This window comes from Cellulosimicrobium sp. MI9406, assembly GCF_040595865.1.
Lineage (GTDB): Bacteria > Actinomycetota > Actinomycetes > Actinomycetales > Cellulomonadaceae > Cellulosimicrobium > Cellulosimicrobium funkei.
In genome coordinates this window covers 317,827-344,362 of sequence record NZ_JALIZI010000003.1, presented here as the reverse complement: position 1 = coordinate 344,362, position 26,536 = coordinate 317,827, and the positions used below count along the sequence as shown (strand labels likewise).

Annotated in this window: 22 protein-coding genes; 13 read left to right on the top strand and 9 right to left on the bottom strand. The window is 75.6% G+C overall.

Features of this window, described 5'->3' with window-relative positions; translation table 11 throughout:
• Nucleotides 1–157: 157 nt before the first annotated feature.
• Nucleotides 158–1,612: a sugar porter family MFS transporter gene (locus tag MT994_RS07120; protein WP_021482816.1), complete on the bottom strand. Its 1,455-nt coding sequence runs from the start codon at nucleotides 1,610–1,612 to the stop codon at nucleotides 158–160.
• Nucleotides 1,613–1,851: 239 nt separating this feature from the next.
• Here MT994_RS07120 and MT994_RS07115 point away from each other — a divergent pair, with 239 nt between their 5' ends.
• The 3 genes from MT994_RS07115 (at nucleotide 1,852) to MT994_RS07105 (ending at nucleotide 4,711) form a co-directional block, all read left to right on the top strand.
• A complete protein-coding gene (locus MT994_RS07115) occupies nucleotides 1,852–2,451 on the top strand; it encodes a hypothetical protein (RefSeq protein ID WP_043655142.1) in 600 nt (199 codons plus the stop codon).
• Between the two features lie 632 nt (nucleotides 2,452–3,083).
• Entirely contained in the window at nucleotides 3,084–3,704 is a 621-nt protein-coding gene (locus MT994_RS07110) for a DUF47 family protein (RefSeq protein WP_021482999.1), read from the top strand.
• Between the two features lie 5 nt (nucleotides 3,705–3,709).
• Nucleotides 3,710–4,711 carry an inorganic phosphate transporter gene (locus MT994_RS07105; protein ID WP_021482998.1) on the top strand — a complete coding sequence of 334 codons (1,002 nt, stop codon included), beginning with the start codon at nucleotides 3,710–3,712 and terminating at the stop codon, nucleotides 4,709–4,711.
• Between the two features lie 121 nt (nucleotides 4,712–4,832).
• Here the strand turns inward: MT994_RS07105 and MT994_RS07100 are convergent, their stop codons facing one another.
• The 3 genes from MT994_RS07100 to mshD all read right to left on the bottom strand — a co-directional run bounded on the left by MT994_RS07100 (nucleotide 4,833) and on the right by mshD (nucleotide 9,239).
• The gene (locus MT994_RS07100) at nucleotides 4,833–5,870 is read right to left on the bottom strand and encodes an NUDIX domain-containing protein (protein ID WP_083711228.1); all 1,038 of its coding nucleotides are present in this window, start codon (nucleotides 5,868–5,870) and stop codon (nucleotides 4,833–4,835) included.
• A gap of 3 nt (nucleotides 5,871–5,873) precedes the next feature.
• A complete protein-coding gene (locus MT994_RS07095; RefSeq protein ID WP_021482454.1) occupies nucleotides 5,874–8,138 on the bottom strand; it encodes an RNA degradosome polyphosphate kinase in 2,265 nt (754 codons plus the stop codon).
• Nucleotides 8,139–8,204: 66 nt separating this feature from the next.
• Nucleotides 8,205–9,239, bottom strand: a complete 1,035-nt coding sequence (mshD, locus tag MT994_RS07090; protein ID WP_354805705.1) for a mycothiol synthase — start codon at nucleotides 9,237–9,239, stop codon at nucleotides 8,205–8,207.
• 292 nt (nucleotides 9,240–9,531) lie between these two features.
• Between mshD and MT994_RS07085 the strand changes: the two genes are divergently transcribed.
• From MT994_RS07085 to MT994_RS07075, 3 genes are all read left to right on the top strand, one after another.
• Nucleotides 9,532–10,767: an MFS transporter gene (locus tag MT994_RS07085; protein WP_354805704.1), complete on the top strand. Its 1,236-nt coding sequence runs from the start codon at nucleotides 9,532–9,534 to the stop codon at nucleotides 10,765–10,767.
• A 218-nt stretch (nucleotides 10,768–10,985) separates the two neighbouring features.
• Nucleotides 10,986–12,137: an FAD-dependent oxidoreductase gene (locus MT994_RS07080; protein ID WP_354805852.1), complete on the top strand. Its 1,152-nt coding sequence runs from the start codon at nucleotides 10,986–10,988 to the stop codon at nucleotides 12,135–12,137.
• 40 nt (nucleotides 12,138–12,177) lie between these two features.
• Nucleotides 12,178–13,614, top strand: coding sequence for an MFS transporter (locus MT994_RS07075; RefSeq protein WP_082774165.1), 1,437 nt, complete (start codon nucleotides 12,178–12,180; stop codon nucleotides 13,612–13,614).
• 102 nt (nucleotides 13,615–13,716) lie between these two features.
• On the opposite strand, the gene MT994_RS07070 is transcribed toward MT994_RS07075, so the two are convergent.
• Both MT994_RS07070 and acs read right to left on the bottom strand, forming a co-directional pair.
• Nucleotides 13,717–14,664: a pentapeptide repeat-containing protein gene (locus MT994_RS07070; RefSeq protein WP_354805703.1), complete on the bottom strand. Its 948-nt coding sequence runs from the start codon at nucleotides 14,662–14,664 to the stop codon at nucleotides 13,717–13,719.
• Between the two features lie 142 nt (nucleotides 14,665–14,806).
• Nucleotides 14,807–16,837 carry an acetate--CoA ligase gene (gene acs / locus MT994_RS07065; RefSeq protein ID WP_021482659.1) on the bottom strand — a complete coding sequence of 677 codons (2,031 nt, stop codon included), beginning with the start codon at nucleotides 16,835–16,837 and terminating at the stop codon, nucleotides 14,807–14,809.
• 343 nt (nucleotides 16,838–17,180) lie between these two features.
• Here acs and MT994_RS07060 point away from each other — a divergent pair, with 343 nt between their 5' ends.
• From MT994_RS07060 to MT994_RS07050, 3 genes are all read left to right on the top strand, one after another.
• The gene (locus tag MT994_RS07060; RefSeq protein ID WP_354805702.1) at nucleotides 17,181–17,855 is read left to right on the top strand and encodes a LuxR C-terminal-related transcriptional regulator; all 675 of its coding nucleotides are present in this window, start codon (nucleotides 17,181–17,183) and stop codon (nucleotides 17,853–17,855) included.
• A 119-nt stretch (nucleotides 17,856–17,974) separates the two neighbouring features.
• On the top strand, nucleotides 17,975–18,454 hold the full coding sequence (locus MT994_RS07055; protein ID WP_021483280.1) for a hypothetical protein: 480 nt from the start codon (nucleotides 17,975–17,977) through the stop codon (nucleotides 18,452–18,454).
• Nucleotides 18,455–18,521: 67 nt separating this feature from the next.
• Nucleotides 18,522–19,238, top strand: a complete 717-nt coding sequence (locus MT994_RS07050) for a hypothetical protein (protein ID WP_021483279.1) — start codon at nucleotides 18,522–18,524, stop codon at nucleotides 19,236–19,238.
• 82 nt (nucleotides 19,239–19,320) lie between these two features.
• On the opposite strand, the gene MT994_RS07045 is transcribed toward MT994_RS07050, so the two are convergent.
• From MT994_RS07045 to MT994_RS07035, 3 genes are all read right to left on the bottom strand, one after another.
• Nucleotides 19,321–20,142 (bottom strand): RNA methyltransferase, encoded by an 822-nt coding sequence (locus tag MT994_RS07045; RefSeq protein WP_306303285.1) that lies wholly within the window; start codon nucleotides 20,140–20,142, stop codon nucleotides 19,321–19,323.
• A 2-nt stretch (nucleotides 20,143–20,144) separates the two neighbouring features.
• A complete protein-coding gene (locus MT994_RS07040) occupies nucleotides 20,145–21,617 on the bottom strand; it encodes an NAD-dependent malic enzyme (protein ID WP_082774168.1) in 1,473 nt (490 codons plus the stop codon).
• Between the two features lie 414 nt (nucleotides 21,618–22,031).
• On the bottom strand, nucleotides 22,032–22,853 hold the full coding sequence (locus tag MT994_RS07035) for an HAD-IB family hydrolase (RefSeq protein ID WP_061266569.1): 822 nt from the start codon (nucleotides 22,851–22,853) through the stop codon (nucleotides 22,032–22,034).
• Nucleotides 22,854–22,994: 141 nt separating this feature from the next.
• Between MT994_RS07035 and ssd the strand changes: the two genes are divergently transcribed.
• The 4 genes from ssd (at nucleotide 22,995) to MT994_RS07015 (ending at nucleotide 26,472) form a co-directional block, all read left to right on the top strand.
• Nucleotides 22,995–23,711 carry a septum site-determining protein Ssd gene (ssd, locus tag MT994_RS07030; protein WP_354805701.1) on the top strand — a complete coding sequence of 239 codons (717 nt, stop codon included), beginning with the start codon at nucleotides 22,995–22,997 and terminating at the stop codon, nucleotides 23,709–23,711.
• Nucleotides 23,712–23,851: 140 nt separating this feature from the next.
• Entirely contained in the window at nucleotides 23,852–25,111 is a 1,260-nt protein-coding gene (locus tag MT994_RS07025; protein ID WP_354805851.1) for a TadA family conjugal transfer-associated ATPase, read from the top strand.
• 67 nt (nucleotides 25,112–25,178) lie between these two features.
• Complete coding sequence (locus MT994_RS07020) at nucleotides 25,179–25,829, top strand: hypothetical protein (RefSeq protein ID WP_163185857.1); 651 nt, start codon at nucleotides 25,179–25,181, stop codon at nucleotides 25,827–25,829.
• A 43-nt stretch (nucleotides 25,830–25,872) separates the two neighbouring features.
• Complete coding sequence (locus MT994_RS07015) at nucleotides 25,873–26,472, top strand: secretion system protein (RefSeq protein ID WP_354805699.1); 600 nt, start codon at nucleotides 25,873–25,875, stop codon at nucleotides 26,470–26,472.
• The last annotated feature ends 64 nt before the right edge of the window (nucleotides 26,473–26,536 follow it).

Sequence of the window (26,536 nt, the reverse complement as noted above, 5' to 3'; positions counted from 1 at the left end):
AGGCAAGCATACTCCGCGAAGTTGCTTTCAGCAACCATTGTGTGGGGCAAGGAATTCCCGGCCGTGAGAGGCGGTGGTGCGAACGACGGAGCCCGGGCCCGTCCCCGCTGTCGCAGCGGTGGGAGGGCCTGGGCTCGGTGGCGTCCCGGAGGGGAGGTCAGCGCCCGGAGCGGCTCTTGGCCTGGTCGCCCATGTCCTCCAGCTCGACGCCCTTCGTCTCCGGCACCTTGCTCAGGACGAAGACGAACGAGAGCGCCGCGAAGATCGCGTACATCAGGTAGGGGATCGAGGCGCCGAAGGCGGCGAGCATCGGCGGGAACGTCAGGGTGATGGCGAAGTTCGCCAGCCACTGCGCCATGGCCGCCACGCCCAGGGCGGCGGCCCGGATCCGGTTCGGGAACATCTCGCCCAGGAGGACCCAGACGAGCGGGCCCCACGACGCCCCGAAGAACACGACGAACGCGTTCGCGGCCACGAGGGCGATCGGGCCCCACGGGTCCGGCAGGCTGATGTTGTCCCCGCTCCCGCTGGCCTGCGTGAAGGCGAGCGCCATGATCCCGAGCGACAGGGTCATGCCGGCAGAGCCGATGAGCAGGATCGGGCGTCGCCCCACCTTGTCGACGAGCGCGATCGCGATGAACGTCACCGCGACGTTCGTCACGGACGTGATCGTCGAGACGAGGAACGACTGGCTCTCGTCGAAGCCGACGGCCTGCCACAGCGTCGTCGAGTAGTAGAAGATCACGTTGATCCCGACGAACTGCTGGAACACCGAGAGCAGGATGCCGACCCACACGATCGGCTTGAGGCCCAGTGCCGAGCCCTTGAGCGTGCCCTCCTGCGCGTTCTTCTCGTCGACGGCGATCGAGCGGTGGATCTGCGCGATGCGGTCGTCGACGTCCTCGTCCGGCCCGAGCACGGACTCGAGCACGGCGCGCGCCTCGTCGTCCCGGCCCTTCGCCACCAGGTACCGGGGCGACTCGGGGATGCGCAGGGCGAGGATGCCGTAGACCGCCGCGGGGACGACGCAGACGAGGAACATCCAGCGCCACGCCTCCCACCCGAGCCACAGCTCGTTGGACGCGCCGCCAGCGGTCTCCGCGAGGAGCTGGTCGGAGAGCAGCGCGGCGAAGATGCCGATCGTGATGGCGAGCTGCTGGAGCGAGCCCATGCGGCCGCGGAGGCGGGCCGGCGCGATCTCCGCGATGTACGCGGGCGCGATGACCGAGGCGATACCGATGCCGACGCCCGCCATGAACCGCCAGATGGCCAGGTCGAAGGCCGACCACGCGATCGCCGAGAGGATCGAGGAGACGAAGAACAGGACGGCGCCGAACACCATGACGCGCGTGCGGCCCCACCGGTCGGCCAGGCGGCCGCCCGACCACGCGCCGAGCGCGCAGCCGAGGAGAGCGATCGCGACGACGAGGCCCGTCACCGCGGAGTCGAGGTCGAACTGGCCCTCGATCGCCGCGACGGCGCCGTTGATGACCGAGCTGTCGAACCCGAAGAGGAAGCCGCCGACCGCGGCGGCGACGGCGAGACCGATCGCCTTCCGGTGGGCGCTCCGCTCGCTCACGGTCCTCTGACCTGCTGCGCCGCTGCTCGACATCTCGCCCTCCGCTCCGTCCCGGAGCCGGTGGCAGCTCCTGTCGTCCCTCTGTCGTCATTGTAGGGCGGGGTGCGGACCGTGGCGCGGCGAACGAGCTCCCGCCCCGAGCGACCCCCGGGAGGCTGCGCGCGTCGCGGGCCCGGGTGGAGACTGGGCGGGTGCCAGACGACGTCCCCACCCCCGGAGCCCGGCCCGACCCCGGTCGGTCCGACCGCACGCAGCGCCCCCGGCGCCCCGCCATGCTCGACCCGCGCGACGCCGACGAGCTGCCCGGAGAGCTCGACCCCGCGCTCCGCGACCGGGTCGCGCACACCACCGCGCACGCGATCGTCCACCGCGCCCGCGACACGGAGGACCCGGAGGTCGTCGAGCGGCTCGTCCACCTCGTCGAGACCGAGGGTCTCGACGTGGTGGCCGGCCTGTGGTCCGACGCCGCGCCCAACTCCCTGCCGGGGGCGCTCTGGCGGCTCTACGTGCTGCGCGAGTGGGTGCGCCGGGATCCGCAGACCGTCACCCTCCGCTACCGGCTCGGCGTCGACGCGGCGCCCGTCCACGAGGCCATCGCGGGCGTGCCCCGGCCGCCGGGGCCGCAGGACGTGCGCGACCTCGCCGACGCGGTGCTGTCCGGTGTCTTCACGGGTGACCTCGCGGTCGCGCTCGAGCGCGCGGGGTCGTTCTGCCGCATCCTCGCCACCGGCGCCGCGTTCGACGCCGACGCCCGCGAGGTCGCCGACCCCGACGGCGCCCTGCGCACGACCCGGGGCGCGGGCTCGCTGCTGCGGACCGCCCAGGAGCTCGAGCACGCCGCCGAGCTCTGGCGCGCCGACCGCCTCGACTGAGCACGCGCTCCTCCCCGCTGCGGAGGCCCCGGTCGTCGCCGAGCAGGCGAACGTGGCGCGTCCGCGCCACCTGACGCGCCCGGACCGCCTGCTCGGCCGACCGGAGGCTCCTGGTCGGGCCCGTCGGGACCCCGCGGGCGCGGAGGGTGCGGGATCGGCGGCGGCCCCGCACGGCGGGCGGGGGCGGTCTCGCGGAGCGCGAACACGGGTACCCCGAGCGGGGTGCGGCACGTACGATGGATCTCGACGCCGGGCCGCGGTAGCCCCGGGCTCCACACTCAGCCGCTACGAGCGGCCACGCGCCGAGAGGCGCTCCCGGTCCGGCGTCACTACTTCCCCCTCGCGCCCACCGCGCGCCGCCTCTCGTGCGGTGCGCGGGCGCGGCGGCCGCACCGGCGACGACGCCGTGCGCAGGCTGTGGGCGTCCTGAGCATCCGGGACCTTGGGCCCGACGATTCCAGCATCGCTCCGCGCGTCGGCTACATTTGACGAGAGTTCGACGTGCGTTCACCGAGAGATCATCCGACCAGAGATCGTGACCACCCCGGCCGTCCGGTTCCCCCGGCGGTCGAGCGGCCCTCGCGGCCGACGCCAGCTCAGACCCCTACCCCGCGTCCCTTCCGGAGCCCCCCGTGCGCCTGCGCCTGACACCGCGCGACACCTCGTTCTTCGACCTCCTCGCCGCCTCGGCGCAGCACCTGGTCACAGGGTCCACGCTCCTCGCGGAGCTGCTGGGGGCGGACCGCCCCACGCGCAAGCAGCTCGCGAAGCAGCTGAGCGAGACCGAGCACCTCGCGGACGACGCGACGCACTCGATCATGCGACGCCTCAACCAGACGTTCGTCACGCCGTTCGACCGGGACGACATCTACGCCCTCGCGTCGGCGCTCGACGACTGCATGGACTACATGGAGGAGGCGGCCGACCTCATCGTCCTCTACAAGGTCGACGAGCTCCCGGCCCGCGTGTCCGAGCAGGTCCAGGTGCTCCAGCGGGCGTCGGAGCTCACGGCCGAGGCGATGCCGCGGCTGCGCTCGATGGACGACCTCCCCGAGTACTGGGTCGAGGTCAACCGCCTGGAGAACCAGGCGGACAAGGTCCACCGCAAGCTGCTCGCCGAGCTCTTCGACGACGTGTCCGACCCGGTCCTCCTCATGAAGCTCAAGGAGATCGTGGAGGTCCTCGAGCAGGCGGCCGACGCCTTCGAGAAGGTCGCCAACACGGTCGAGACCATCGCCCTCAAGGAGTCCTGAGCCCCGTGGAGGCAGTGCTCGTCGTCGTCGTCGTGGCCTTCGCCCTGGCGTTCGACTACACGAACGGGTTCCACGACGCCGCGAACGCCATCGCGACCTCGGTGTCGACCCGGGCCCTCACACCGCGCGCGGCGCTCCTCATGGCGGCGGTGTTCAACCTCATCGGCGCGCTGCTCGGCACGGCCGTGGCGCAGACCATCGCGGAGGACATCGTCGCCGTCGGCGACGTGCCACCCCACCAGGGTCTCGTCATCGTCCTGTGCGGGCTGGTCGGCGCGATCACGTGGAACCTCATCACGTGGTGGCTGGGCCTGCCGTCGTCGTCGACGCACGCGATCATCGGCGGCCTCGCGGGCGTCGGCCTCGCGTCCGGGATCACGGTGCACTGGGACGCGATCCTCGACAAGGTCGTGCTCCCCATGATCTTCTCGCCGCTGATCGGCTTCGGCCTCGCGTTCGCGCTCATGGTCCTGCTGCTGTGGGTGTTCCGGAACGCGGCGCCCGCGCGAGCGTTCCGCCGGTTCCGGATCGCGCAGACGGCCTCCGCCGCCGCGATGGCGCTGGGCCACGGTCTGCAGGACGCGCAGAAGACGATGGGCGTCATCGTGCTCGCCCTCGTGGCGGGCGGGTTCCAGGACGACAACACGATCCCGCTGTGGGTCAAGCTGTCGGCCGCGACGGCGATCTCGCTCGGCACCTACGCGGGCGGCTGGCGCATCATGCGCACGCTCGGCCGCAAGATCATCGAGCTCGACCCGGCGCGCGGCTTCGTCGCCGAGTCCGTGTCCGCCGTGGTGCTCTACGCCAACGCGTTCATCTTCCACGCGCCCGTCTCGACGACGCACACCATCACCTCGGCGATCATGGGCGTCGGCGCGACCAAGCGCCTGTCCGCGGTGCGCTGGGGCGTCGCCAAGAACATCGGCGCCGCGTGGGTCCTGACGATCCCCGCCGCCGCGCTCGTCGCGGCCGTCGTCTACTGGATCCTCAGCCCCATCCTGCTCTGACCCGCACCGGCGACGCCGGTCCCCTCGCACGACGACGGCGCCCCGTCGGAGGCCTCGCGGCCGCCGGCGGGGCGTCGTCGTGCGTCCGGACGGCGCCGGCCCGGCGACGCCGGTGCGGGTCTCAGTGCAGCGGCGGGGCGACCTTCTCCGCGGCGACGACGCGCGGTCCCTTGGGCGTGCGCGCCACGTGGGCCACGATCATCTCGCCGGGCTCGAGGAACGGGTCGTGCGCGGGCAGGGCGTTCGCGACCGGCCGGCGCGAGTGCTGGCCGAGGACGTCGAGCACCGTGGGCAGCACCGGCCGGTGCGTGCACAGCACCGACGACCGCTCGGCCTCGAGCAGCTCCCGGACCGTCCGCGCGACGCGCGCGGGGGACCGCTCGTGCTGCGCCTCGGTGAGGTGGTCGATGCTGACCGTGGCGAGCCCCGAGGCGGTCGCGTACGGCGCGATCGTCTGGGCGCAGCGGTCCCAGCGGCTCGTGACGATCGTCTCGACGCCGTAGGCCGCGAGCACCGGCACGAGCGCGACCCCCTGGGCGTGGCCCGCGGGCGTGAGCGGACGGTCCTGCTCGTCGCCGTGCCACGCCGACCGCGCCACGGCCTTGCCGTGCCGCGCGATGACGACGACGTGCGTCGCGAGCCGGCCCTCGTCGCGCTCGCGCACGAGCGCCTCGAGCGGCGCCCGGTCGGCCTGCCGCGTGAGGCGCCGCGCGGCGTCGTCCGTCGAGAGCCACGCGGCGCGGTCGATCTCCTGGGGCGACACCGGCGGGACGGGGGCGCGCGCGGCGAGCGCGCCGGCGTCGGACCGGCTCGACGCCCGGCGCGCGGCCCAGTAGTGCACGCGCTTCACGCGGCCCTCGGGCGTGAGGTACTGCAGCCCCGGGAGCGGGACGCCCAGCACGACCGGCTTGCCCGTCTCCTCGGCGACCTCGCGCGCCGCGGCCGCCTGGAACGTCTCGCCCGGGTCGAGCTTGCCCTTGGGCCACGACCAGTCGTCGTAGCGCGGCCGGTGGACGAGGCGCACCTGCAGCTCGTCGTCGCGCACGCGCCACACGAGGGCACCGGCCGACTCGATGACGGGCGCGTGCGACACGTGCGTCGGGCCGAGCGTGTCCACGAGCGGCACGCCGCCGCGGAGCGCGGAGGACGGCACTCCCATCCGCTACCGCCTCCCGACGAGCCGGCGGCGCTGTCGCTGGACGAGGCTGGCCTGGAGGTCGACGAGCGGCGAGCCGTCGGGCGCGGTGTCGGGGCGGTGCCACGTGCCGTCGGCGTCGAGGTGCCACGACGCGGTGCGCTCGGACATCGACGCGTCGAGCAGGTCGAGCAGCTCCATGACCTGGTCGGGGTCGGTGATGCGCACGAGGGCCTCGACGCGGCGGTCGAGGTTCCGGTGCATGAGGTCGGCCGACCCGATGAACACCTCCGGGCCGCTCTCCGGCCCCTCGCCGATGGCGGGGCCCGCGGAGTTCGCGAACGCGTAGATGCGCGAGTGCTCGAGGAAGCGCCCGAGGATCGAGCGCACGCGGATGTTCTCGCTCAGCCCGGGGACGCCCGGGCGGACGGCGCAGATGCCGCGCACCACGAGGTCGACCTTCACGCCCGCCTGCGACGCGCGGTAGAGCGCGTCCAGCGTCGTCTCGTCGACGACGGAGTTGACCTTGATCTTGACCCACGCCTCGTGGCCCTCGCGCGCGGCGACCGCCTCGCGGTCGATCCGCTCGACGAGGCCGGAGCGGACGGTGCGGGGTGCGACGAGCAGGCGGTGGAACCGCGACTGCGGCGCGTACCCGGAGAGCTGGTTGAACAGGCGCGTGAGGTCCTGCCCGACGTCGGGGTCGCACGTGAGCAGGCCGTGGTCGGTGTAGAGGCGCGCCGTCTTCGGGTGGTAGTTCCCCGTGCCGACGTGGCAGTAGCGGCGCAGGCCGTCCGACTCCTGGCGCACGACGAGCGAGAGCTTGCAGTGCGTCTTGAGCCCGACGATCCCGTACACGACGTGCACGCCCGCCTGCTCGAGCTTGCGCGCCCACGAGATGTTGGCCTGCTCGTCGAACCGGGCCTTGATCTCGACGAGCGCGAGCACCTGCTTGCCCGCCTCGGCCGCGTCGATGAGCGCGTCGACGATCGGCGAGTCGCCCGACGTCCGGTACAGCGTCTGCTTGATCGCGAGCACCGCCGGGTCGGCCGCCGCCTGCTCGAGGAACGTCTGCACCGACGTCGAGAACGAGTCGTACGGGTGGTGCAGCAGGACGTCGCGCTCGCGGATCGCGGCGAACACGTCCGTCGGGGACGAGCTCTCCACCTCGGCGAGGAGGCGGTGCGTCGTCGGGACGAACGGCGGGAAGTGCAGGTCGGCACGGTCGAGGTCGGCGATGAGGTTGAGGCCCGTGAGGTCGAGCGGCAGCGGGATCTCGTACACCTCCTCCTCGACGACGCCGAGCTCGCGCACCAGCAGCGCGCGGATGCGCGGGCTGATGCCCGGCGTGAGCTCGAGGCGCACGGGCGGGCCGAACCGGCGGCGCAGCAGCTCCTTCTCCATCGCCTGGAGCAGGTTCTCCGCGTCGTCCTCCTCGACCTCGACGTCCTCGTTGCGCGTGACGCGGAACAGGTGGTGCTCGCGCACCTCCATGCCGGGGAAGAGGTGGTCGAGGTGCTGGGCGATGACCTCCTCGATCGGCACGAACGACGTCGGCCCGCGGTCGGGCGACGCCGTCTGCGACGTCGGCGCGCTCGGGCGTCCCCGCGCGTCCACGGCGATGAACCGCGGCAGCAGCGGCGGCACCTTGACGCGCGCGAAGTGCTCCTTGCCGGTCGTCGGGTTCGCCACCACGACCGCGAGGTTGAGCGAGAGCCCCGAGATGTAGGGGAACGGGTGCGCCGGGTCGACGGCGAGCGGCGTGAGCACGGGGAAGATCTGCTTGCGGAAGAACTTGTGCAGGCGCTCCTGCTCGCGCGTCTCCAGCTCGTCCCAGTGGACGAGCGTGATGCCCTCGGCGGCGAGCGCCGGCTGGACGTCGTCGGCGAAGACCCGCGCGTGACGGTCCATGAGCTCGTGCGCGCGCTCGCTGATCGCGTCGAGCACCTGACGCGGCGACAGCCCCGAGGCGGCCGTGACCGCGATGCCCGTCGCCATGCGGCGCTTGAGGCCGGCGACCCGGACCATGAAGAACTCGTCCAGGTTCGACGCGAAGATCGCGAGGAACCGCACGCGCTCCAGGAGCGGCTGGCTCGGGTCCTCCGCGAGCTCGAGCACGCGCTGGTTGAACGCGAGCCAGCTCAGCTCGCGGTCGGCGAACCGGTCGTCGGGCAGCGGACCGAGGTCGAGCTCCGCACCGACCGGTTCGATCTCGGGCTCCTCGGCGATGTGCTCCGCGATGTGCGCGGCGAGGCCCGGGTCGAGGGTGCGCTGCGTGGACGTGTCGGTCATGGGTTCATGGTGGCACCAGTTGATGAACGGTGCGTGACGCGGGTCACCGTTCGGCCGGTGCGGGGGTCAGCGGGCGGGCCGGGCGTACTGCACGTGCACGGCGCGCCGCACGAACCCCGCCCGCTCGTACGTCCGCACCGCGGGGACGTTGTCGCCGTCCACGTAGAGCACGGCCGTGCGTGCCCCGCGCTCCGCGAGGTGCGCGAGCCCGACGGCGGTCAGCAGCCGCCCGAGCCCCTCGCCCTGGGCGGACGGGACCACGCCGACGACGTAGATCTCGCCCTCGCGCGCGGCGTCGGGCTGGTCCGTCGGGATCTTGGTCCACACGAACCCGACGAGCTCGGGCGCGCCGTCGCCGGGCGCCGGGTCGCGCTCGAGGAGCAGGAGGCCCGCGGCGTCGAACCAGTCCTCGCGCATCCGCGCACGCAGGTCGTCGGCCGTGAGCCGCCCCTGCTCCGGGTGGTGCGCGAACGCGAGCGCGTTGGCCCGGACCCACGCCGCGTCGTCGTCCCCGGGCACGAACGCGCGTAGCCGCAGACCCGCCGGGACGGCGGGGCACGGGTGCTCCGCCGGGCCGCCCAGCGGGCGCTCGAGCACCAGCAGCTCCCGCACGACGCCGTACCCCGCCCGCGCGGCGAGGGCCTGCGCCGCGGGCAGGTCGCCGTGGGCCCACACGCGCAGCGGCGGGACGCCCCTGCCGGGGGAGGGCGCGCCGTCCGTGCCGGCCCCGACCGGGCCGTGCTCGTCCGTGGCGTGCTCGTCCGCGGTGCGCTCGGACGGGCGCGGCTCGACGGCGCGGTCCGCGGCGCTGCCCAGGAGGTGGAACCCGAGGCCGTGGCCGCGGTGCGCCGGGTGCACGACGAGCTCCGCGCTCGGTGCGTCCCCACGCTTGTCCACCTGGGCGTAGCCTGCGAGCTCGCCCCCGCGCCACGTGAGGAGGTGCACGACGTCGTCGGTCGCCTCCCGCAGGTTGAGCAGCGGCTGCTCCGAGAGGGGAGCCACGCCGTCCTCCCGCTCCGCCGCCGCGGCGAGGTCGTGCACCTGCGCGATCTCGACGTCGTCGATGAGCGGCCCGGTGTGCCAGAGGATCGCGGTCTCCACCGGTCCATCTTGCCCCCGGCGCCCGCGCACGACCGAACGCGCGCCACCCGCGCCCGCGGGACGCCGTCGTCGTCGCGGGAAGGTTCGGGCCGGGGTGACGGTTGTCACGTCCGTGAGCGAGCGGCCGTGAGGCGCGGGACCCGGGGGGCCGCGTCGGCCTGCCCGCCTCGCCGTCGTCCGACCGGTCGGACGGCGGCGAGGGGCGGAGAGGCAGGGCGGCATGGGCGCGTGCGCAGTCGAGGAGGCGGCGGAGGCCGCAGCAGGGCGGGTCCCGGTCCCGGTGACGGTCCCGGTGACGGTTCCAGCCCGGCCGGTCGGGAAACCGACGGGACCGGCCGTCTGGTCGCGGGACTTCCGGTACTACTTCACCGCGCGCAGCGCGGGGCTGCTCAGCTGGGCGATGCTCCCGGTCGCGGTCTCGGCCGGGCTGCTCGCGTCGGGCTACGGGCTCGCGGTCGCGGGGTACGCGATGGCGTTCCTCGTCGCCCCGTTCGCGGGGCTCGTGCTCTTCGGCGGCGTGCTCGCCGACCGGTTCACCGCGCGCCGGATGATGATCGTCGCCGACCTCGCGAACCTCGCCGCGCACGTGCTCCTCGCGGTGCTGTTCGTGCGGGGGATCGACCACCTCTGGCACCTCTACGCCCTCCTCGCGGTCGCCGGCACGGCCAACGCGCTGTTCCAGCCCGGCGCCGCGTCGACCGTGCCGCTCGTCGCGCGCGACGTCCAGGGGGCCAACGGCGTCCTGCGGACCTCCGAGGCGATCACCGGGCTCGGCGGCCCGGCGCTCGCGGGCGTCCTCGTCGGGTTCGGGTCGACCGGCGGGGTGATGATCCTCTCCGCCGTCGCCTACGCGACGAGCGCGCTCTGCCTGCTCGCGCTCCGGCTCGGCGTCGTGCCGGCGCCCCCGGCGGGCGCGGGCCTGTGGCGCAGCCTGGCCGTCGGGTGGCACGAGTTCCGCTCCCGCACGTGGCTGTGGGGCGTCGTCGTCATCTGGATGGTCTACGCGGTGCTCGCCTGGGGGCCGCAGCTCCCCCTGGCGGCGAGCGTCGTCGTGCCGACGCACGGGGCGACCGCGTTCGGCGTGCTCAACAGCGCGCTCGGGGTCGGGACCGTGGTCGGCGGGCTGCTCGCGATCCGCTACCGGCCGCGGCGGCCGCTCGCCGCGGGCGCCGTGGCGCTCGTGGCCTACCCGCTCTACCCGCTCGGCCTCGTGCTGGGCTGGCCGGTCTCGGCGCTCGCCGTCGCGCAGGTGCTCGTGGGCGTCGGGGTCGGGGTGTGGGGCGTCATGTGGGCGACGAGCGTCCAGACGCAGGTGCCCGGCGACGTGCTCAACCGGGTCCACGCCTACGAGGTCGCGGGGTCGGTCGGGATGTACCCGATCGGGGCCGCGCTCGCCGGTCCCGCCGTCGCCGCGTTCGGGACGGACCGGATGCTCCTGGTGGGCGCGGTCGTGGGGACGCTCACGGTCGTGGCGCTCCTCGCCGTCCGGCCGATCCGCACGCTCCGGCGGGTCCCGGACCTCCCCTGAGCGCGGGCCACGCGCGCGGCGGCGCGTCGCCGAGCACGGGGATGCTCGCCGTCGACCACGGGGTTGCGGTCGTTCAGAGCGCGATGACGACGGCAACCCCGTGTTCGGCACCTCACCTCGGGCCGGGGAAGGTTCTGTCGGGGCGGGTCGTTGTGGTCGGCGTGAGCGAGCGGACCCACGGGCGAGAGACGGCGGCACCGGGCACGGCGGGCGCGGACCTGCTCGGCCCGGGCGGGGCCGTGCACGACGTCGTGGTCGTCGGTGCGGGCCAGGCCGGGCTCTCGGCGGCTTACCACCTGCGGCGCGCCGGGCTCGACCCGCTCGTGCTCGACGGCGGTCGCGGCCCGGGCGGCGCGTGGCAGGACCGCTGGGACTCGCTGACCATGGCCGAGACGCACGCGGTGCACGACCTCCCGGGCGTCCCGCTCCCGGCCGGCGACCCCGGCGAGCGCGCCAACGTCGCCGTCCCGCGCTACTACGCCGCGTACGAGCGGGAGAACGACCTGCGCGTGGTGCGGCCCGTCACGGTGCACGACGTGCGCGACGACCCCGACGACCCCGCGCTCCTGCTGGTCCGCGCCACGGTCGGCGCCGGGCCGGACGCGCGCGACGTCGTCGTCCGCACGCGCACGCTCGTCAACGCGACCGGCACGTGGACCCGCCCGTTCTGGCCGCGCTACCCCGGGATGGAGACGTTCCGCGGGCGCCAGCTCCACACGCACGACTTCCGCGCCGCCGAGGACTTCGCGGGGCAGCACGTGGTGGTCGTCGGCGGCGGGGCGTCCGCGACGCAGCTCCTGCTCCAGATCGCGCCGCACGCGTCGGGCACGACGTGGGTGACGCGCCGCGAGCCCGTGTGGGTCGAGGAGGAGTTCTCGCCCGAGCTGGGCCGGGCCGCCGTCGCGCGCGTCGCGGAGCGCACGGCCGCGGGGCTGCCGCCCGGGAGCGTCGTCTCGGTCACGGGCCTGCCGCTCACGCCCCGCTACCGCGCGGGGATCGCGAGCGGGGTGCTGCGGCGTCGGCCGATGTTCGAACGCGTCACGGCGACCGGCGTCGAGTGGGCACCCGGCGCGAACGACGACGGGCTCCTGCACCAGCCCGCCGACGTCCTCCTCTGGGCCACCGGGTTCCGGGCCGCGCTCGACCACCTCGCGCCCCCCGGCCTGCGCGCGCCCGGCGGCGGGATCGTGCTCGACGGCACGACGGCGGCGAGCGACCCGCGCGTCCAGCTCGTCGGCTACGGGCCGAGCGCCTCGACGATCGGGGCCAACCGGGCGGGACGCGAGGCGGCGCGCGGCGTGCTGCGGGCGCTCGGCCGACAGCCCGGTCGCAGCCCTGCGGCAGGATCTCGGCGACCGGTGGCGGTGTGAGGGCTCGTCAGCGCCCGCCGCGGAGCCCTAGCGTGCACCCGTGAGCACCGAGTCCTCCCCGCCCCCTGACCCGCACCCCGCCCGCGGGCCCGCCCCGACCGCCGTCGACGCGCCCGCCCTCCCGACGCAGCGCCGCACCCTGACGACCCTCGCCGCGACCCAGGTGCTGTCCGGTGTCGGGGTCGCGAGCGGCATCGCCGTCGCACCCCTCGTGGCGTCGGCGCTGTCCGGGTCCGACGCGATCGCGGGGCTCACCTCGACCTCGGGCGTCGTCGGCGCGGCGCTCGTCGCGCTGCCGCTCGCCCAGGTCGCGGGCCGGCGCGGCCGGCGGCCGTCGCTCCTGCTCGGCTTCGGCCTCGCGACGGGCGGCGCGGTGCTCGCGACGGTCGCCGTCCTGCTGGGCTCGTGGCCGCTGCTCGTCGTGGCGATGCTGCTGTTCGGCTCCGGCACGGCTGCCGGTCTCGCCTCCCGCTTCGCCGCGACGGACCTCGCGACGCCGCAGCGCCGGGCCCGCGACCTGTCCGTCGTGGTCTGGGCGACGACCGTCGGGTCCGTCGTCGGGCCGACGCTCGCGGGCGTCGCCGACCGGGTCGCCGGGCCCGCCCTGCGCCTCGGGGACGCGCACGCCGAGCACGGGAGCACTGCGGGGAGCACCGCCCCGAGCGCGGCCCCGTTCGTGCTCGCGACGCTCGCGTTCGCCCTCGCGGCGACCGTCGTCGCGGTGTGGCTGCGCCCGGACCCGCTGCTCGCGTCGCGCGCACCGTCGGGGGCGGGCGCGGCGGGGTCTGTCGCGGAGGGTCCCGGCGCGGCGGGCTCCGGTGCGGCGGGTGGCGACGGGGGTGCGCCGGGTGCGGGCGGTGCGCCGGGCCCGGCGTCGTGGCGCGACGGCCTGCGCGCCGGCTGGGCCGTCGTCGCGGCCAGCCCGACGGCGCGCCTCGCGCTCGGCGCGATCGTGCTGAGCCACCTCGTCATGGTCGGCCTCATGTCCATGACCCCGGTCCACATGAACCACGGCGGCGCGACGCTCCAGGTCGTGGGGCTCGTGATCAGCGCCCACATCGCGGGCATGTACGCGCTGAGCCCCGTCGTCGGGTGGCTCGCGGACCGGCTCGGGCACGCGCGCGTGCTGTACGCCGGGGGCGCGCTGCTCCTCGCGGCGGCGGTCGTCGTGGCGGGCGCGCCGGGCGAGGACTCCGCGCGCCTCACGGTCGGCCTGGTGCTGCTGGGGCTCGGGTGGTCGTGCGGGCTCGTCGCCGGGTCGGCGCTGCTCGTCGACGCGACGCCCGGGCCGTCGCGCACCGCCGTGCAGGGCCTGTCGGACCTCGCGATGAACACGGGCGGCGCCGTCGGCGGCATCCTCGCCGGGGCGATCATCGGGTTCTCGTCCTACGGCGCGCTCGCGTGGGGAGCGGCGGCGCTCGTCGTCGTGTGCGCGGTCGTGGCGGCCCCGCTCGCGCGGCGGGCCGCGCTCCGCTGACGACCGCCGCCGAGATCGGCACCCTGAGGTGGGATCGGCGGTCGCGACTGCCGATCCGCTCTCCCGGTGCCGATCTCGCGGCGTGGGGGGCCGTGGCCAGGGTCAGGCGAGCACGGCCGGGAGCGCCGTGCGCTCGTCCCGGCGGACGGCGCCGACCTGCGCCGGGGTGAGGAACAGCGCCCGGGAGAGGTCGGTGCCGCGGGCGTCGGCGCCCCGCAGGTCGGCGCCGAGCAGGTCGACGGCGTCGAGCCGGGCCCCGCGCAGGTCGGCACCGAGGAGCAGCGCGCCCCGCAGGTCCGACGCCGTGAGGTCCAGCCCGCGGAGGTCCGCGCCGACGAGGTCCGCCCCCGGCCGCAGCCGACGACGCACCCCCGCGCTCGGAGCCCGGAGTGCCGTCGGGGCGTCGGACCGGGCGGTGCCGTACGGCGACGCGGCGCCGCGGCGGCCGGCCCGGTGCTGGCCGTCGCGCGCCTGCCAGCCGTCGCGGGCCGCGTCGCGCACGAGCGCGCTCGCCCGGTCGACCAGCGGGCCGACGGCGCGGCGGACGGCGCCGACGTCGAGCGCGAGCAGGTCCGCCGCGGCGAGGTCGGCGAGCAGTGCGGTGCGGTCGAGCGCCTGCCGGGCGTCGTCGTGCACGGCGGCGGCCGCGGGGAGCGCGAGCACCTCCGCGAGGTACCAGAGCAGCTCCTGGAGCTGCGTGACGACGGGCAGGGCGGCGAACGCGTCGCGCGCGGCGGCGGGGTCGTCGCGCCAGGTCGCGCCGTCGTGCGCCGCCCGGACGGCGGCCGTCACGCGCTGGCCCGCGCCCAGGCAGTCGTAGGCGACGCAGCCGGGGAAGCCGGACTCGGGCAGCCGGGCGTGGATGCCGCAGCCGAAGTCCGTGCGCAGGTTGGGGCAGGGCGTGCCGGCGGGCTTGTCGATCGCGAAGTCGGCGGACCGCACGAGGTGCAGGCCCACGCAGCACAGGCCCGTGCAGCGGGAGCAGTCGCTGCGCAGGTCGAGCTGCTCGACGAGGAGGGCGCGGCCGTCGGCCGCGGGGACGCGGGGCACGCCTCGACGCTACGCCGTCGCGGGGATGCCGGGCACGGGCATATCGCCGTGCGCAGCGGCCGGGCGGTCGGCGCACGAGAACGGAGCCGGTGCCGTCATCGCGCGGACGACGGCACCGACCCCGTGGTCGGCGAGCGGCGCGTCAGTCGTCCGACGACGACGGCTTCTGCAGGCCCGCCGAGATGAGCTCCATCACGGACGAGTCCGCGAGGGTCGTGGCGTCGCCCACCGTCCGGTTCTCCGCGACGTCCCGCAGGAGGCGGCGCATGATCTTGCCGGACCGCGTCTTCGGGAGCTCGGGCACCACGAGGATGCGCTTCGGCTTGGCGATCGGGCCGATCTCCTTCGCGACGTGGTTGCGCAGCTCGGTCTGCACGGCCGCCGCGCCGTCGGCGTCGGACGCCCGGCCGGCGTGCTCGCCGCGCAGGATGACGAACGCGACGACGGCCTGGCCCGTGAGGTCGTCGCTCGCGCCGACGACCGCGGCCTCCGCGACGATCTCGTGCGAGACGAGCGCCGACTCGATCTCCGTGGTGGACAGGCGGTGGCCCGAGACGTTCATGACGTCGTCGACCCGGCCGAGCAGCCAGATGTCGCCGTCCTCGTCCTTCTTGGCGCCGTCGCCCGCGAAGTAGATGCCCGGGAAGCGCGACCAGTACGTGTCCTTGAAGCGCTCGAGGTCGCCCCAGATGCCGCGCAGCATCGACGGCCACGGCTCGGACAGCACGAGGTACCCGCCGCCGCCGTTCGGCACGGAGCGCGCCTCGTCGTCGACGACGTCCGCCACGATGCCCGGCAGCGGCACCTGGGCGGAGCCCGGCTTGGCCGCCGTGACGCCCGGCAGCGGCGAGATCATGATCGCCCCCGTCTCCGTCTGCCACCACGTGTCGACGATGGGCGTGCGGTCGCCGCCGATGACGCGGCGGTACCACATCCACGCCTCGGGGTTGATGGGCTCGCCCACCGACCCCAGCACGCGCAGCGACGACAGGTCGAACTTCGCGGGGATCTCCTCGCCCCACTTCATGCACGCGCGGATCGCCGTCGGCGCGGTGTAGAGGATCGAGACCCGGTACTTCTCGACGATCTCCCACCAGCGGCCCTGGTGCGGGGAGTCCGGGGTGCCCTCGTAGATCACCTGCGTCGCGCCGTTGAGCAGCGGGCCGTAGACGACGTACGAGTGGCCCGTGACCCAGCCGATGTCGGCGGTGCACCAGTAGACGTCGGTGTCGGCCTTGAGGTCGAACACGTTGCGGTGCGTGTACGCGGCCTGCGTGAGGTAGCCGCCCGTGGTGTGGAGGATGCCCTTGGGCTTCCCCGTGGTGCCGGACGTGTAGAGGATGAACAGCGGGTGCTCCGCCTCGACCCACACCGGCGTGTGCGTCGTGTCGGCGGCCTCGAGCGCGTCGTGCCACCACACGTCGCGGCCCTCGGTCCACGCGGTGTCCTGGCCGGTGCGGCGCACGACGAGGACGTGCTCGACCGTCGTCGGCTCCGCGCCCTCCTTCGGCGCGAGCGCCTCGTCGACCGCGGGCTTGAGCGCGGAGGCCGCGCCGCGGCGGTAGCCGCCGTCGGCCGTGATGACGAGCTTCGCCTCGGCGTCGGCGATGCGGCTGCGCAGCGCGTCGGCGGAGAACCCGCCGAACACGACCGAGTGCGGGGCGCCGATGCGCGCGCACGCGAGCATCGCCACGACGGCCTCGACGACCATCGGCAGGTAGATGACGACGCGGTCGCCGGTCTCGACGCCGAGGGCCGCGAGCGCGTTGGCCGCGCGCGAGACGTCGCGCTGCAGCTCGGCGTACGTGACGGTGCGCGTGTCGCCCGGCTCGCCCTCGAAGTGGATCGCGACCCGGTCGCCCAGACCCGCCTCGACGTGGCGGTCCACCGCGTTGTACGCGGCGTTGAGCGTGCCGTCGGCGAACCAGCGCGCGACGGGCGCCTGCGACCAGTCGAGGGTCTCGGTGAACGGGGTCTGCCACGTGACGAGGTCGTTCGCCTGCCGCGCCCAGAACGCGAGCCGGTCGGCCCGCGCCTCCTCGTACAGCTCGGGCTGCGCGTTCGCCTGCGCGGCGAACTCGGGGCTCGGGGGGAAGCTCCGGGTCTCGTGGAGGAGGTTCTCCAGGCTGGACGTGGTGGCCGCTGCTGCGGCCTCGGGCTCGTTCTCTGGCACGCTGACCTCCGGTGCGCATCGACTCTGGTGCGGTCCCGCCGACCGCGGCGGCCGCCCGGGGGCGGCGTGACGGTACGACGGTACGACGGGGCGGACGGCCGCACGACCGGGGCCCCGACCTGGCGAGTGTAGACCTCCTGCGGTGAGCGCGGTCACATCCGTCCGGGATTCGGCGAGAGTGCTCGCAAAGGAGCGGGCGAGCGCCCCGGACGGCGGGGGAGCGCGCCGTCGGGCGACCCGCCGGGCACCCCGGCGCGCTGTTGCCGCGCACGGGGTGGTGACCCACCATGGGCTCACGTTCCTCGCGGAGCGTGCGGCCTCACGGCGAGGCACAGGGGGCGGGTTGGCGTACGCGGCGGTGCGGGGCGCGCGGTCGCGCCCTGCCGCGCCCGCACGCCGGGACGACGGTGTCGACGTCGCGTCCCGGGACCGCGTGCTCGCCGTCGCCGTGGCCGCCGGGCTGCGCGCCGTCGGCCGCTGCGGGGCGCGCACGGTCCCCGAGGACGCCCTCCGGCCGGGGTCCGGCGGCCGCCGCGGGCTCGTGCTCGTGGCCGACGACGCGGGCTCCCTCCCCGGCCCGCCGCTGCTCGCGGTCTTGCGGCGCCCGGGCCCGGTCGTGGTCGTGGGCGGCGCGGTGGCGGCGGACCGGCTGCTCGTCGCAGCGCGCGCCGGCGCGCTGGTCGTCGCCGCGGAGAGGCCGTTCGGCGACCCGGTGCGGACTGTCGCCCGCATGCTCGCGGGGGACGTGCGCGCGGGCGACGCGCTCCTGGTGGACCAGCTCGTCGGGGTCGTGCGCGACCGCCGGGCGGTGGCGACGCTCACGGGCCGGGAGACCGAGGTGCTGGAGCACCTCGCGGGCGGTCGGTCGGTGGCCGAGATCGCCGCCGCGCTCGTGCTGTCGGTCGCGACCGTGCGCGCCCACGTCCGCTCGATCCTCGGCAAGCTCGGCGTCTCGTCGCAGCTCGCGGCCTCCGCCGCCCTGGCCCGCGCACGGGGCGGCCGTCCCGTCCGCAGATAGTCAGAACTGACGATGTGGGGCGGTCGGCGCCCGGCGGATCCTGGCGACGGACCCGGACGAAGGCACCGGGCCGACGGCGGGGCGACGCAGCCCCGCCGACGCACGAGAGGGGGCACGACATGCTGGTGGTCTGCACACAGGACGACGACATCCGCGAGGCCGTCGAGGAGCACGGTTCCGGGGCGGACGCGTGGGGCGAGGTCGTCCTGCTTCCGAAGGGCTCACGGGCCGCGGCGGAACGGGCGCTCGTCGCGGCGCTCGCGACGGCGCGGGGCCCGGTCTGCCTGTCCGCGCACGGCAACGACGAGGAGATCGGCGACGAGGGGAACGGCGCCGACGACTGGGGGTGGAACCGGCGGCAGGTCGCCCGGCTCCTCGCCCGGGCGCCCGGGCCGGTCGGCCCGGTGCTCGTGCACGCGTGCGCCGAGAACGTCTCCAACTTCTCGGCGGGGCTCGCCCTCGCGCTCGAGGAGGAGCGGGCGCTCGAGGGCGTCTGGGTCTACGGCTACAACCGGCCCGTCCCGGCGGACGCCCGCTACCCGCGGCCGGACGCGCTGAGCAGGCAGGTCGACCTGCAGGGCACGCAGGTCGTCTTCTGACCTCGCGCCACGGGGGCGGGGCGGTCGCCGCGCTCCGACACCGCACCACACGTCATCGGAGGAAGTCATGTCGCTCGTGAGAGACATCGTCAAGCAGTTCGACAACAGCGACGAGCTCGCGCAGACGCAGCGCGAGGTCGTGGAGTCGCTCGCCCGGCTCGGCGAGACGAAGGCCGAGCTGTTCGAGGCGAAGATCCAGGAGTCGCTCCGCGGGGCGGGAGGCACGAACTCGACCGTGCCCATCACGTCCATCCTCGCGTCCAAGAAGGAGGTGCACGCCTTCACGTCCACGTCGACGGAGCACCTCGCCGACACCGTGAAGTCGTCGCTCAAGTCGTTCGTCTCGGGGACGGCGGACAGCATCATCGACGGGGTGGGCGGCCTCATCTCCGAGGCCCTCACCGTGTTCCTCGGCGGCGCGTCGGCGTCGACCGGCACGATGGAGGAGTACTACGTCGTGACCGAGGGCCTGTCCATCGTCCGGGTCGACCTCAAGGCGTGGTACCTCAACGTCTCGGCCCGCGGCATCTACGAGAAGATGGAGCGCATCAGCGCGTTCGTCGCGGTCAAGTCCACGGTGGACCTGACGAAGATCGACTTCAACACGTTCCTGTACCTCTACCAGAACCAGCTGACCGCGGCTCACCTCGACAAGAACCAGGTCAAGCAGGCGCTGCAGGAGGCGAAGGAGATCTACCAGGAGTTCAACGGGGCCGGCCTGCGCACGCAGGCGGTGCACCACATCACCCGGGCCCCGGGCAGCACGGCGCCGCGCTCGTCCTGACGCGGGGACGACGGCGGGTGCGGCGCCCCCCGGGACGCCGCACCCGCCGTCGGGCGTGCGCCGACCGCCGCCGTGCGTGCCGTCAGCGCGCCCGGCGCTGGCGCACGGCCTCGTACAGCACGACCGTCGTCGCGCTCGCGGCGTTGAGCGAGCTCGCCGAGCCGAGCATGGGGATGCTCACCATGACGTCGCACGCCTCGCGCCAGCCCGCGCTGAGCCCGGTGGTCTCGTTGCCCGTGACGACGAGCGTCGGGCCCGTGAGGTCGTGGTCGGCGAGCTCGACGTCGCCGTGCTCGTCGGTCCCGACCAGGGTCAGCGGGACCCCGGAGGAGCGCTGCGCGGCGACCCAGTCGAGGACGTCGCGCCCCGCGGGGACGCGGACGGTCGGGACGGAGAAGATCGAGCCGGTGCTCGCGCGCACGGCGCGCGGGTCGTACGGGTCGGCCGCGTGCCCGGCGACGACGAGCCCGCTCCCGCCGAACGCGTCGAGCGACCGCGCGACGGTCCCCACGTTGCCCGGGCTCGTGGGCCGGTCCAGCACGACGCCGAGGAAGTCGGCGCCCACGGTGCCGCCGCCGATCCGGCCGAGGTCGTCGGGCGGCGTCGCGACGACGGCGAGGAGCTCGGGCGTCTCGTCCTCCTTGCCGCCGAGCTCGCGCAGGAGCGCGGACGACACGGCGAACCGCTGCGCGCGGATGCGATCGAGCATCGTGTGGGCCCACGACGACAGCGACCGGTCGGCGTCGACGAGCCACGTCCGCACGGTCCACCCGGACTCGACGGCGAGCGTGATGGGCCGGACCCCCTGGACGACCATCTCGCCCGCCCGGTGCCGCTTCGTGCGGTTGGTGAGCAGGGCCTCCCACTGCTGGAACGCCGCGTTGCGGGTCGTGACGCGCTGCACGCTCAGGCCTCCGGGGCGGTGGTCGGGGCGGACGTCGTGGTCGCGACGCGCGGGAGGCCGCCGGTCAGGGCGGGAGGCTCGGCGACGCCGTCCTCGCGCGCGGCGCGCTCGACCGCCGCGGCGACGAGCGTCGTCACCTCCGGGTTGAACACGCTCGGGATGATGTAGGTCGGGTTGAGCTGGTCCTCGTGGATCGCGGACGCGAGCGCGCGCGCGGCGGCGAGCAGCATGGCGTCGGTGATCCGGTGCGACCGCGCGTCCAGCAGGCCGCGGAACACGCCCGGGAACGCGAGCACGTTGTTGATCTGGTTCGCGAAGTCGGAGCGCCCGGTGCCGACGATGGCCGCGTGCTCCGCCGCCTCGACCGGGTCGACCTCGGGCCGCGGGTTCGCCATCGCGAACACGATGGCGTCGGGGGCCATGCGCGCGACGTCGTCGCCGGTGAGGACGTCCGGCGCGGAGACGCCGATGAACACGTCCGCGTCGACGACGGCCTCGCGCAGCGTGCCGGTGACGCGCCGCGGGTTCGTGTTGACCGCGGTCCACGCGAGGGACGGGGACAGGCCGGGGCGGCCCGGGTGCACGACGCCCTCGATGTCCGCGACGACGACGTCGTGCGCGCCCGCCGCGAGGAGCAGCTTGAGCACCGCGGTCCCGGCCGCGCCCGCGCCCGAGAGGACGATGCGCACGTCGGGCAGCTGCTTGCCCACGACCTTGAGCGCGTTGGTCAGCGCGGCGAGCGCCACGATGGCGGTGCCGTGCTGGTCGTCGTGGAACACGGGGATGTCGAGCTCGGCCCGCAGCCGTGCCTCGATCTCGAAGCACCGGGGGGCCGAGATGTCCTCGAGGTTGATGCCCGCGAACACGGGCGCGATCGCCTTGACCGTCCGCACGATCTCGTCGACGTCGGTCGTGTCGAGCGCGATGGGGAACGCGTCGATGTCCGCGAACCGCTTGAACAGGGCCGCCTTGCCCTCCATGACGGGCAGTGACGCGAGCGGGCCGATGTCGCCTAGCCCGAGCACGGCCGACCCGTCGGTGACCACCGCGATGGTGTTGCGCTTGATCGTCAGGCGGCGGGCGTCGTCGGGCTTGGCGGCGATGGCCTCGCACACGCGCGCGACGCCGGGCGTGTAGATCATCGACAGGTCGTCGCGGTTGCGGATCGGCACCTTGGACTCGATCTTCAGCTTGCCGCCCAGGTGCAGCAGGAACGTGCGGTCGGAGACGCGGTCCACGACGACGCCCGGGAGCGCGCGCAGCGCCTCGACGATCTGCCCGGCGTGCTCCTCGCCGCGCGTCGCGACCGTGACGTCGACCGTGATGCGTTCGTGGCCCGACGCCGTCACGTCCAGGGCGGTGACGATGCCCCCGGTGTGCTCGATCGCCGTCGTCAGCTCGCTCACGGCGGTGGGGCGGGCCTCGACCTGGAGGCGGGCGGTGATGGAGGAGGAGACACTCGGCGCTGACGTCATGGGCCCCAGTATCGCCCGGCCGGCGGGCCGCGACGCGGGAACGGGGCGCGTGAGCCCGGACACGACGACGGCGCCCTCGCGGACGCCGTGGTCGCCAGCGGCGGCGGTGAACAGGCGCGCTCGCTCCAAGTCGCTGCAACGGGTCGGGGGCCGTCGTGGCCTGGTCCGCTCCGGTCAGCGCGTCCTTCGGTGGACTGCCCTGCGCGTGGGTACCGCCGCGGTGCTGTTGTCCTTCCATCACAGCCCGCCGGGGCGGCGGGCGCAAGCGCTCCGGGGGTTCTTCCACACCGTGTTCTAGCGGGGTTCGAACACGCCGGTGCGGTTGGTCCGGGAGGTCCGGATCGGGCCCTTCGGCGGTCGTCCGCGGGGGCCGGACGGGCGGGTCAGCCGCGCGGGCGGCGACGCTGAAGAGGGTCAGCCGCGCGAGCGTCGGCGCCAGGCCCGCCACACGAGCCACCCGACGACGCCGAGCCCGACGAGGCCCGCGGCGGCGAGCACCGGCGTCGGCGCCGCGAGCTGCGAGCGCAGGGCGACGGGCCGCGAGAACGTCAGCGCGCCCCACCCGTGCTCGGCGGCGAGACGACGCAGCGTCCGGTCGGGGTTGACGACGAACGCGTGGCCGACGGCGCTCAGCATCGGCGCGTCCGTCACGGAGTCCGAGTACGCGTAGCTCGCCGCGAGGTCGTAGCCCTCGCGCTCCGCGAGCTCGCGCAGCGCGACGGCCTTGTTCTCGCCGTACGCGTAGAAGTCGATCGCGCCGGTGTAGCGACCGCCCTCGACGGCCATCCGGGACGAGATGGCGTGGTCGGCACCGAGCACCGCGGCGATGGGCTCCACCACCTCGCTCCCCGAGGCGGAGACGATGACGACGTCGTGCCCGTGCTCGTGGTGCGACTCGATGAGCTCGACCGCCTCCGCGTACACGACCGGGTCGATGTGCTCGTGGAGCGTCTCCTCGACGATGCGGGAGACGGTCGCGACGTCCCAGCCGGTCACGAGGTTCGACAGGTGCGCACGCATGCGCTCCGTCTGGTCCGCGTCGGCCCCGCCCACCATGAACAGGAAGTGCGCGTACGCGCTGCGCAGCACGTCCCCGCGGTTGATGAGCCCGCCCGCGAAGAACGGCCGCGAGAACGCCGCGGCCGACGACGTCGCGATGATCGTCTTGTCCAGGTCGAAGAACGCGGCGACCCGGCCGGCGCGCGGCGGGTCCGTCGGGTCCGGGAGCGGGGTCACGGTCGCGAGCCTAGCGGCGGAACGTGGCCGTCCCCAGGAGCGCTCGCCGACCGGCCCGTCCCCAGGGCGGGTCGGGGGCCGACGGCGGCCCTCGCCCAGAGGGCACGGTGGTCCCCGGTCGACGGAGGGCGGGGGAGCGCGATGGACGGAGCGGTCGTGGCGGTGGTCGGTGCGCGCGGCGGGGCGGGGGCGAGCGTCGTCGCCGCGTCGTTGGCCCGGGCGGTCGCGCGGCGGCGGGCGCCGACGTGCCTGGTCGACCTCTCCCTCGTGGGCGGGGGCCTCGACGTCCTGCTCGGCGTCGAGCAGGACCCGGGCGTGCGCTGGCCGGACCTCGCCGACGCGCGGGGCCGGATCGACGGCGACGACCTCCTCGCGCGCCTGCCCCGCTGGGGCACCGTGCCGGTCGTCAGCACCGAGCGCGGCGGAGGCCCGGAGCAGGCGGCGCTCGCCGACGTCGTCGCCGCGCTCGCCGAGGCCACGGCGGCGAGGTCCGGGGTGCTCGTGCTCGACGCCGACCGCGCGGCCCTCGGGGCGGGTGCTGCCGGGGCGTCGTTGCTCGAGGCCTGCGACGAGGTGCTCCTCGTGACCCCGCTCGACGTCGCCGGGGTCGCGGGCGCTGCCGCGGTGCGCGACCGTCTGCCGGGCCGGGCCGCCCTCGTCGTGCGCGGCCCCGCTCCCGGTCGGCTCTCGCCGCCCGAGGTGGCCGCCGCCGTCGGGCTCGACGTCGCCGCCACCGCCGGGTGGGACCGCGCGCTCGCCGGCGCGGTCGAGCGGGGGCACGGGCCGTGCGTCGGGCGCGGGCCGGTCGTCCGGGCCGGTCGCGAGCTCGCCGCGCGCTACCTCGGGCCTGCCCGGTGAGCGCGCGGGAGGCGCGTGCGCCGCGCGGCGGGCGTGGTCGGGACGGAGGTGTCGCGGACGGGGCGCAGCGCCGCGGGGAGGCGCCACCGCGTGCCGAGCGCGGCCGGGTCGCCCTGCTCGACGGGGTCCGGGACCGCCTCGTGCGGTCGGGCGACGAGCCGGGCGGCGCCACCGAGGTGCTCGGCGACGCGGCCGTCGCGGACGCGCTGCGGGCGTCGGGCCGGGTGCTCGGCACGACCGCGCTGCGCGAGCTGACCCGGACGGCCCACGCGGAGATCTTCGGGGCCGGGCCGCTCCAGCGGTACCTCGACGAGCCCGGCGTGACGGACGTGCTCGTCAACGGGCCCGACGACGTGTGGGTCGACCGCGGCGCCGGGCTCGAACGGGTCGAGGTCGCCCTCGGCGGCCCCGAGGCCGTGCGGGCGCTCGCGGTGCGCCTCGCCGCGGCGGGCGGGCAGCGGCTCGACGACGCGTCGCCCGTCGTCGACGCCCGCCTTCCGGACGGGACCCGGTTGCACGCCGTCGTCGCGCCCGTGTGCGCGACGGGGGCCGTCGTCTCGCTGCGCGTCCTGCGGACCCGGACGTTCCGGCTCGACGACCTCGTGGCGGGCGGCACCGTCCCGCACGCGTGGGAGCCGGTGCTGCGCGGCCTCGTCGCGCGGCGCGCGAACGTCCTCGTCTCCGGCGGCACCGGCACCGGCAAGACGACGCTCCTCGCCGCCCTCCTCGCGCTCGTCCCGCCCGACGAGCGGGTCGTCTGCGTCGAGGAGGCGCGCGAGCTCGACCCGGACCATCCCCACGTCGTCCCGCTCACCGCGAGGCGGCCCAACGTCGAGGGCGCAGGCGGCGTGGACCTCGCCGACCTCGTGCGCGCCGCGCTACGCATGCGGCCCGACCGCATCGTGCTCGGCGAGTGCCGCGGGCCGGAGGTCCGCGAGGTGCTCATGGCACTCAACACGGGCCACGACGGCGGCCTCGCGACGATCCACGCCAACGACGTCGAGGTGGTCCCCGCCCGGCTGGAGGCGCTCGCGGCGCTCGCCGGGATGGACCGGGCCGCCGTCGCCGCGCAGGCCGCGGGCGGCCTCGATGTCGTGCTGCACCTGCGCCGCGTCCGCAGCGCGGGCACGACCCGGCGCGTCCTCGCGCAGCTCGGCGTCGTGCGGCAGGACGAGCGCGGCGCGCTGCGCGTGGACGTCGCGGGGTCGTGGGACGGGACCGTCGTGCCGCCGGGCGGTGGGTCGCCCTGCGGCGGGTCGACGGTAGGCGGGTCGCCGGGCGGCGGGTCGCCGGGCGGCGGGTCGACGGGAGACGGGTCGCCGGGCGGCGGGTCGACGGGCGCGGCGGGGCCGGTCGCGGGACCGGCGTGGGACGAGCTCGTGGGGCGGTGGTCCGCATGACGCGACGACGTGCCGGGAGTCTCCGCGCCGGTGCGGCCCGGACGGTGCGCGGCGGGGGAGTGCGCGCATGACGGTCCTCGTGGGTCTCCTCGTCGGTGCCGCGGTCTGGTGCGCCACGGCCCGGGGCGGTCGGTCGGCGCGCAGGGTCGTCGGTCGGTCGGCGTCGCGCGGCGTGCGGTGGTCCGTCCTGCGCCGCCCGGCCCGACCGCAAGCGGTGCCCGAGCTCGTGCGCGTCGTCGTGACGCAGGTCGGGGCGCTCCTGCGGTCCGGAGCCGCGCCGGGTGTCGCGTGGGGTCGTGCGGTCGGGGTCCGGGTCGACGGCGGGGGTGTCCCGCGGGTCGCGGACCTCGCGCCGCACGTCGGCGGCCCGGCGACGGCGCGTGCCCTCGTCGCGGCGTGCCGGCTGGCCGCGGAGCTCGGTGCGCCGCTCGCGACCGTGCTCGACGAGGTCGCCGCGTCTGTGGCCGCGGACGCCGAGGCGCGGGCCGAGCGGGAGGCGGCGCTCGCCGGACCGCGCGCGACCGCCCGCGTGCTGCTCTGGCTCCCGGTCGTCGGGGTCCTGCTCGGCTACGTGCTGGGCGCCGACCCGCTCGCCACCGCGACCGACGGCGGCCTCGGGACGGCGGGCGTGCTCCTCGGGGTCCTGCTGCTCGTCGCGGGCCGCACGTGGTCAGCTCGGCTCGTCGAGCGGGCGCGCACCGCAGGGGACGACGGGTGATCGCGCGGCGCGCGGCGCGGCCCGCCCGGGAAGGAGAGCACCGGTGACCCTCGTCCTCGTGGCGCTCTGCGTCCTGGCGGCCGCGGCGCCGTGGTGGTCCGCGCGCACCGAGGTCGGACGGCGCGCCGTCGCCGTCGGGCGGGCAGTGCTCGCGCCGGGCGATCCCGCCGACGGCCCGGGCGGCCGACGGCGCCGGGGCGACGACCGCGAACCCGGCATCGAGACCGGAGTGCTCCTCGAGCTGCTCGCGGCCGCCGTCGGGTCGGGGGCGGCGATCCCGCGAGCGCTCGACGTCGTCGGGTCGTGCGTCGGGGGCCGCGACGGTGCGGGGTTGCGCGCCGCCGGCGCGGCGCTCCTCCTCGGGGCGTCGTGGGATGGTGCCTGGGCGGGTGCACCGCCGCGGCTCGGGGTCGTGCAGCGCGCGTTGCGGCCCGCGTGGCTGCACGGCGCTGCTCCGGCGTCGTCGCTGCGGGCGGCGGCCGGGGCGTCGCGCCAGGACCGGACCGGAGCGGCCAAGGCTGCCGCGGCGCGGCTCGCCGTGCACCTCGTGCTCCCGCTCGGTGCCTGCTTCCTCCCCGCGTTCGTGCTCGTCGGACTGCTGCCGGTCCTCGTCTCCCTCGGGGCGGGTCTGCTCTCCGGATAGGCGTCGAGGGTCCGGAGGACGGGGCGGGCGTGGGTCTCGGCGTGGGTCTCGGTGTCGCTACGGT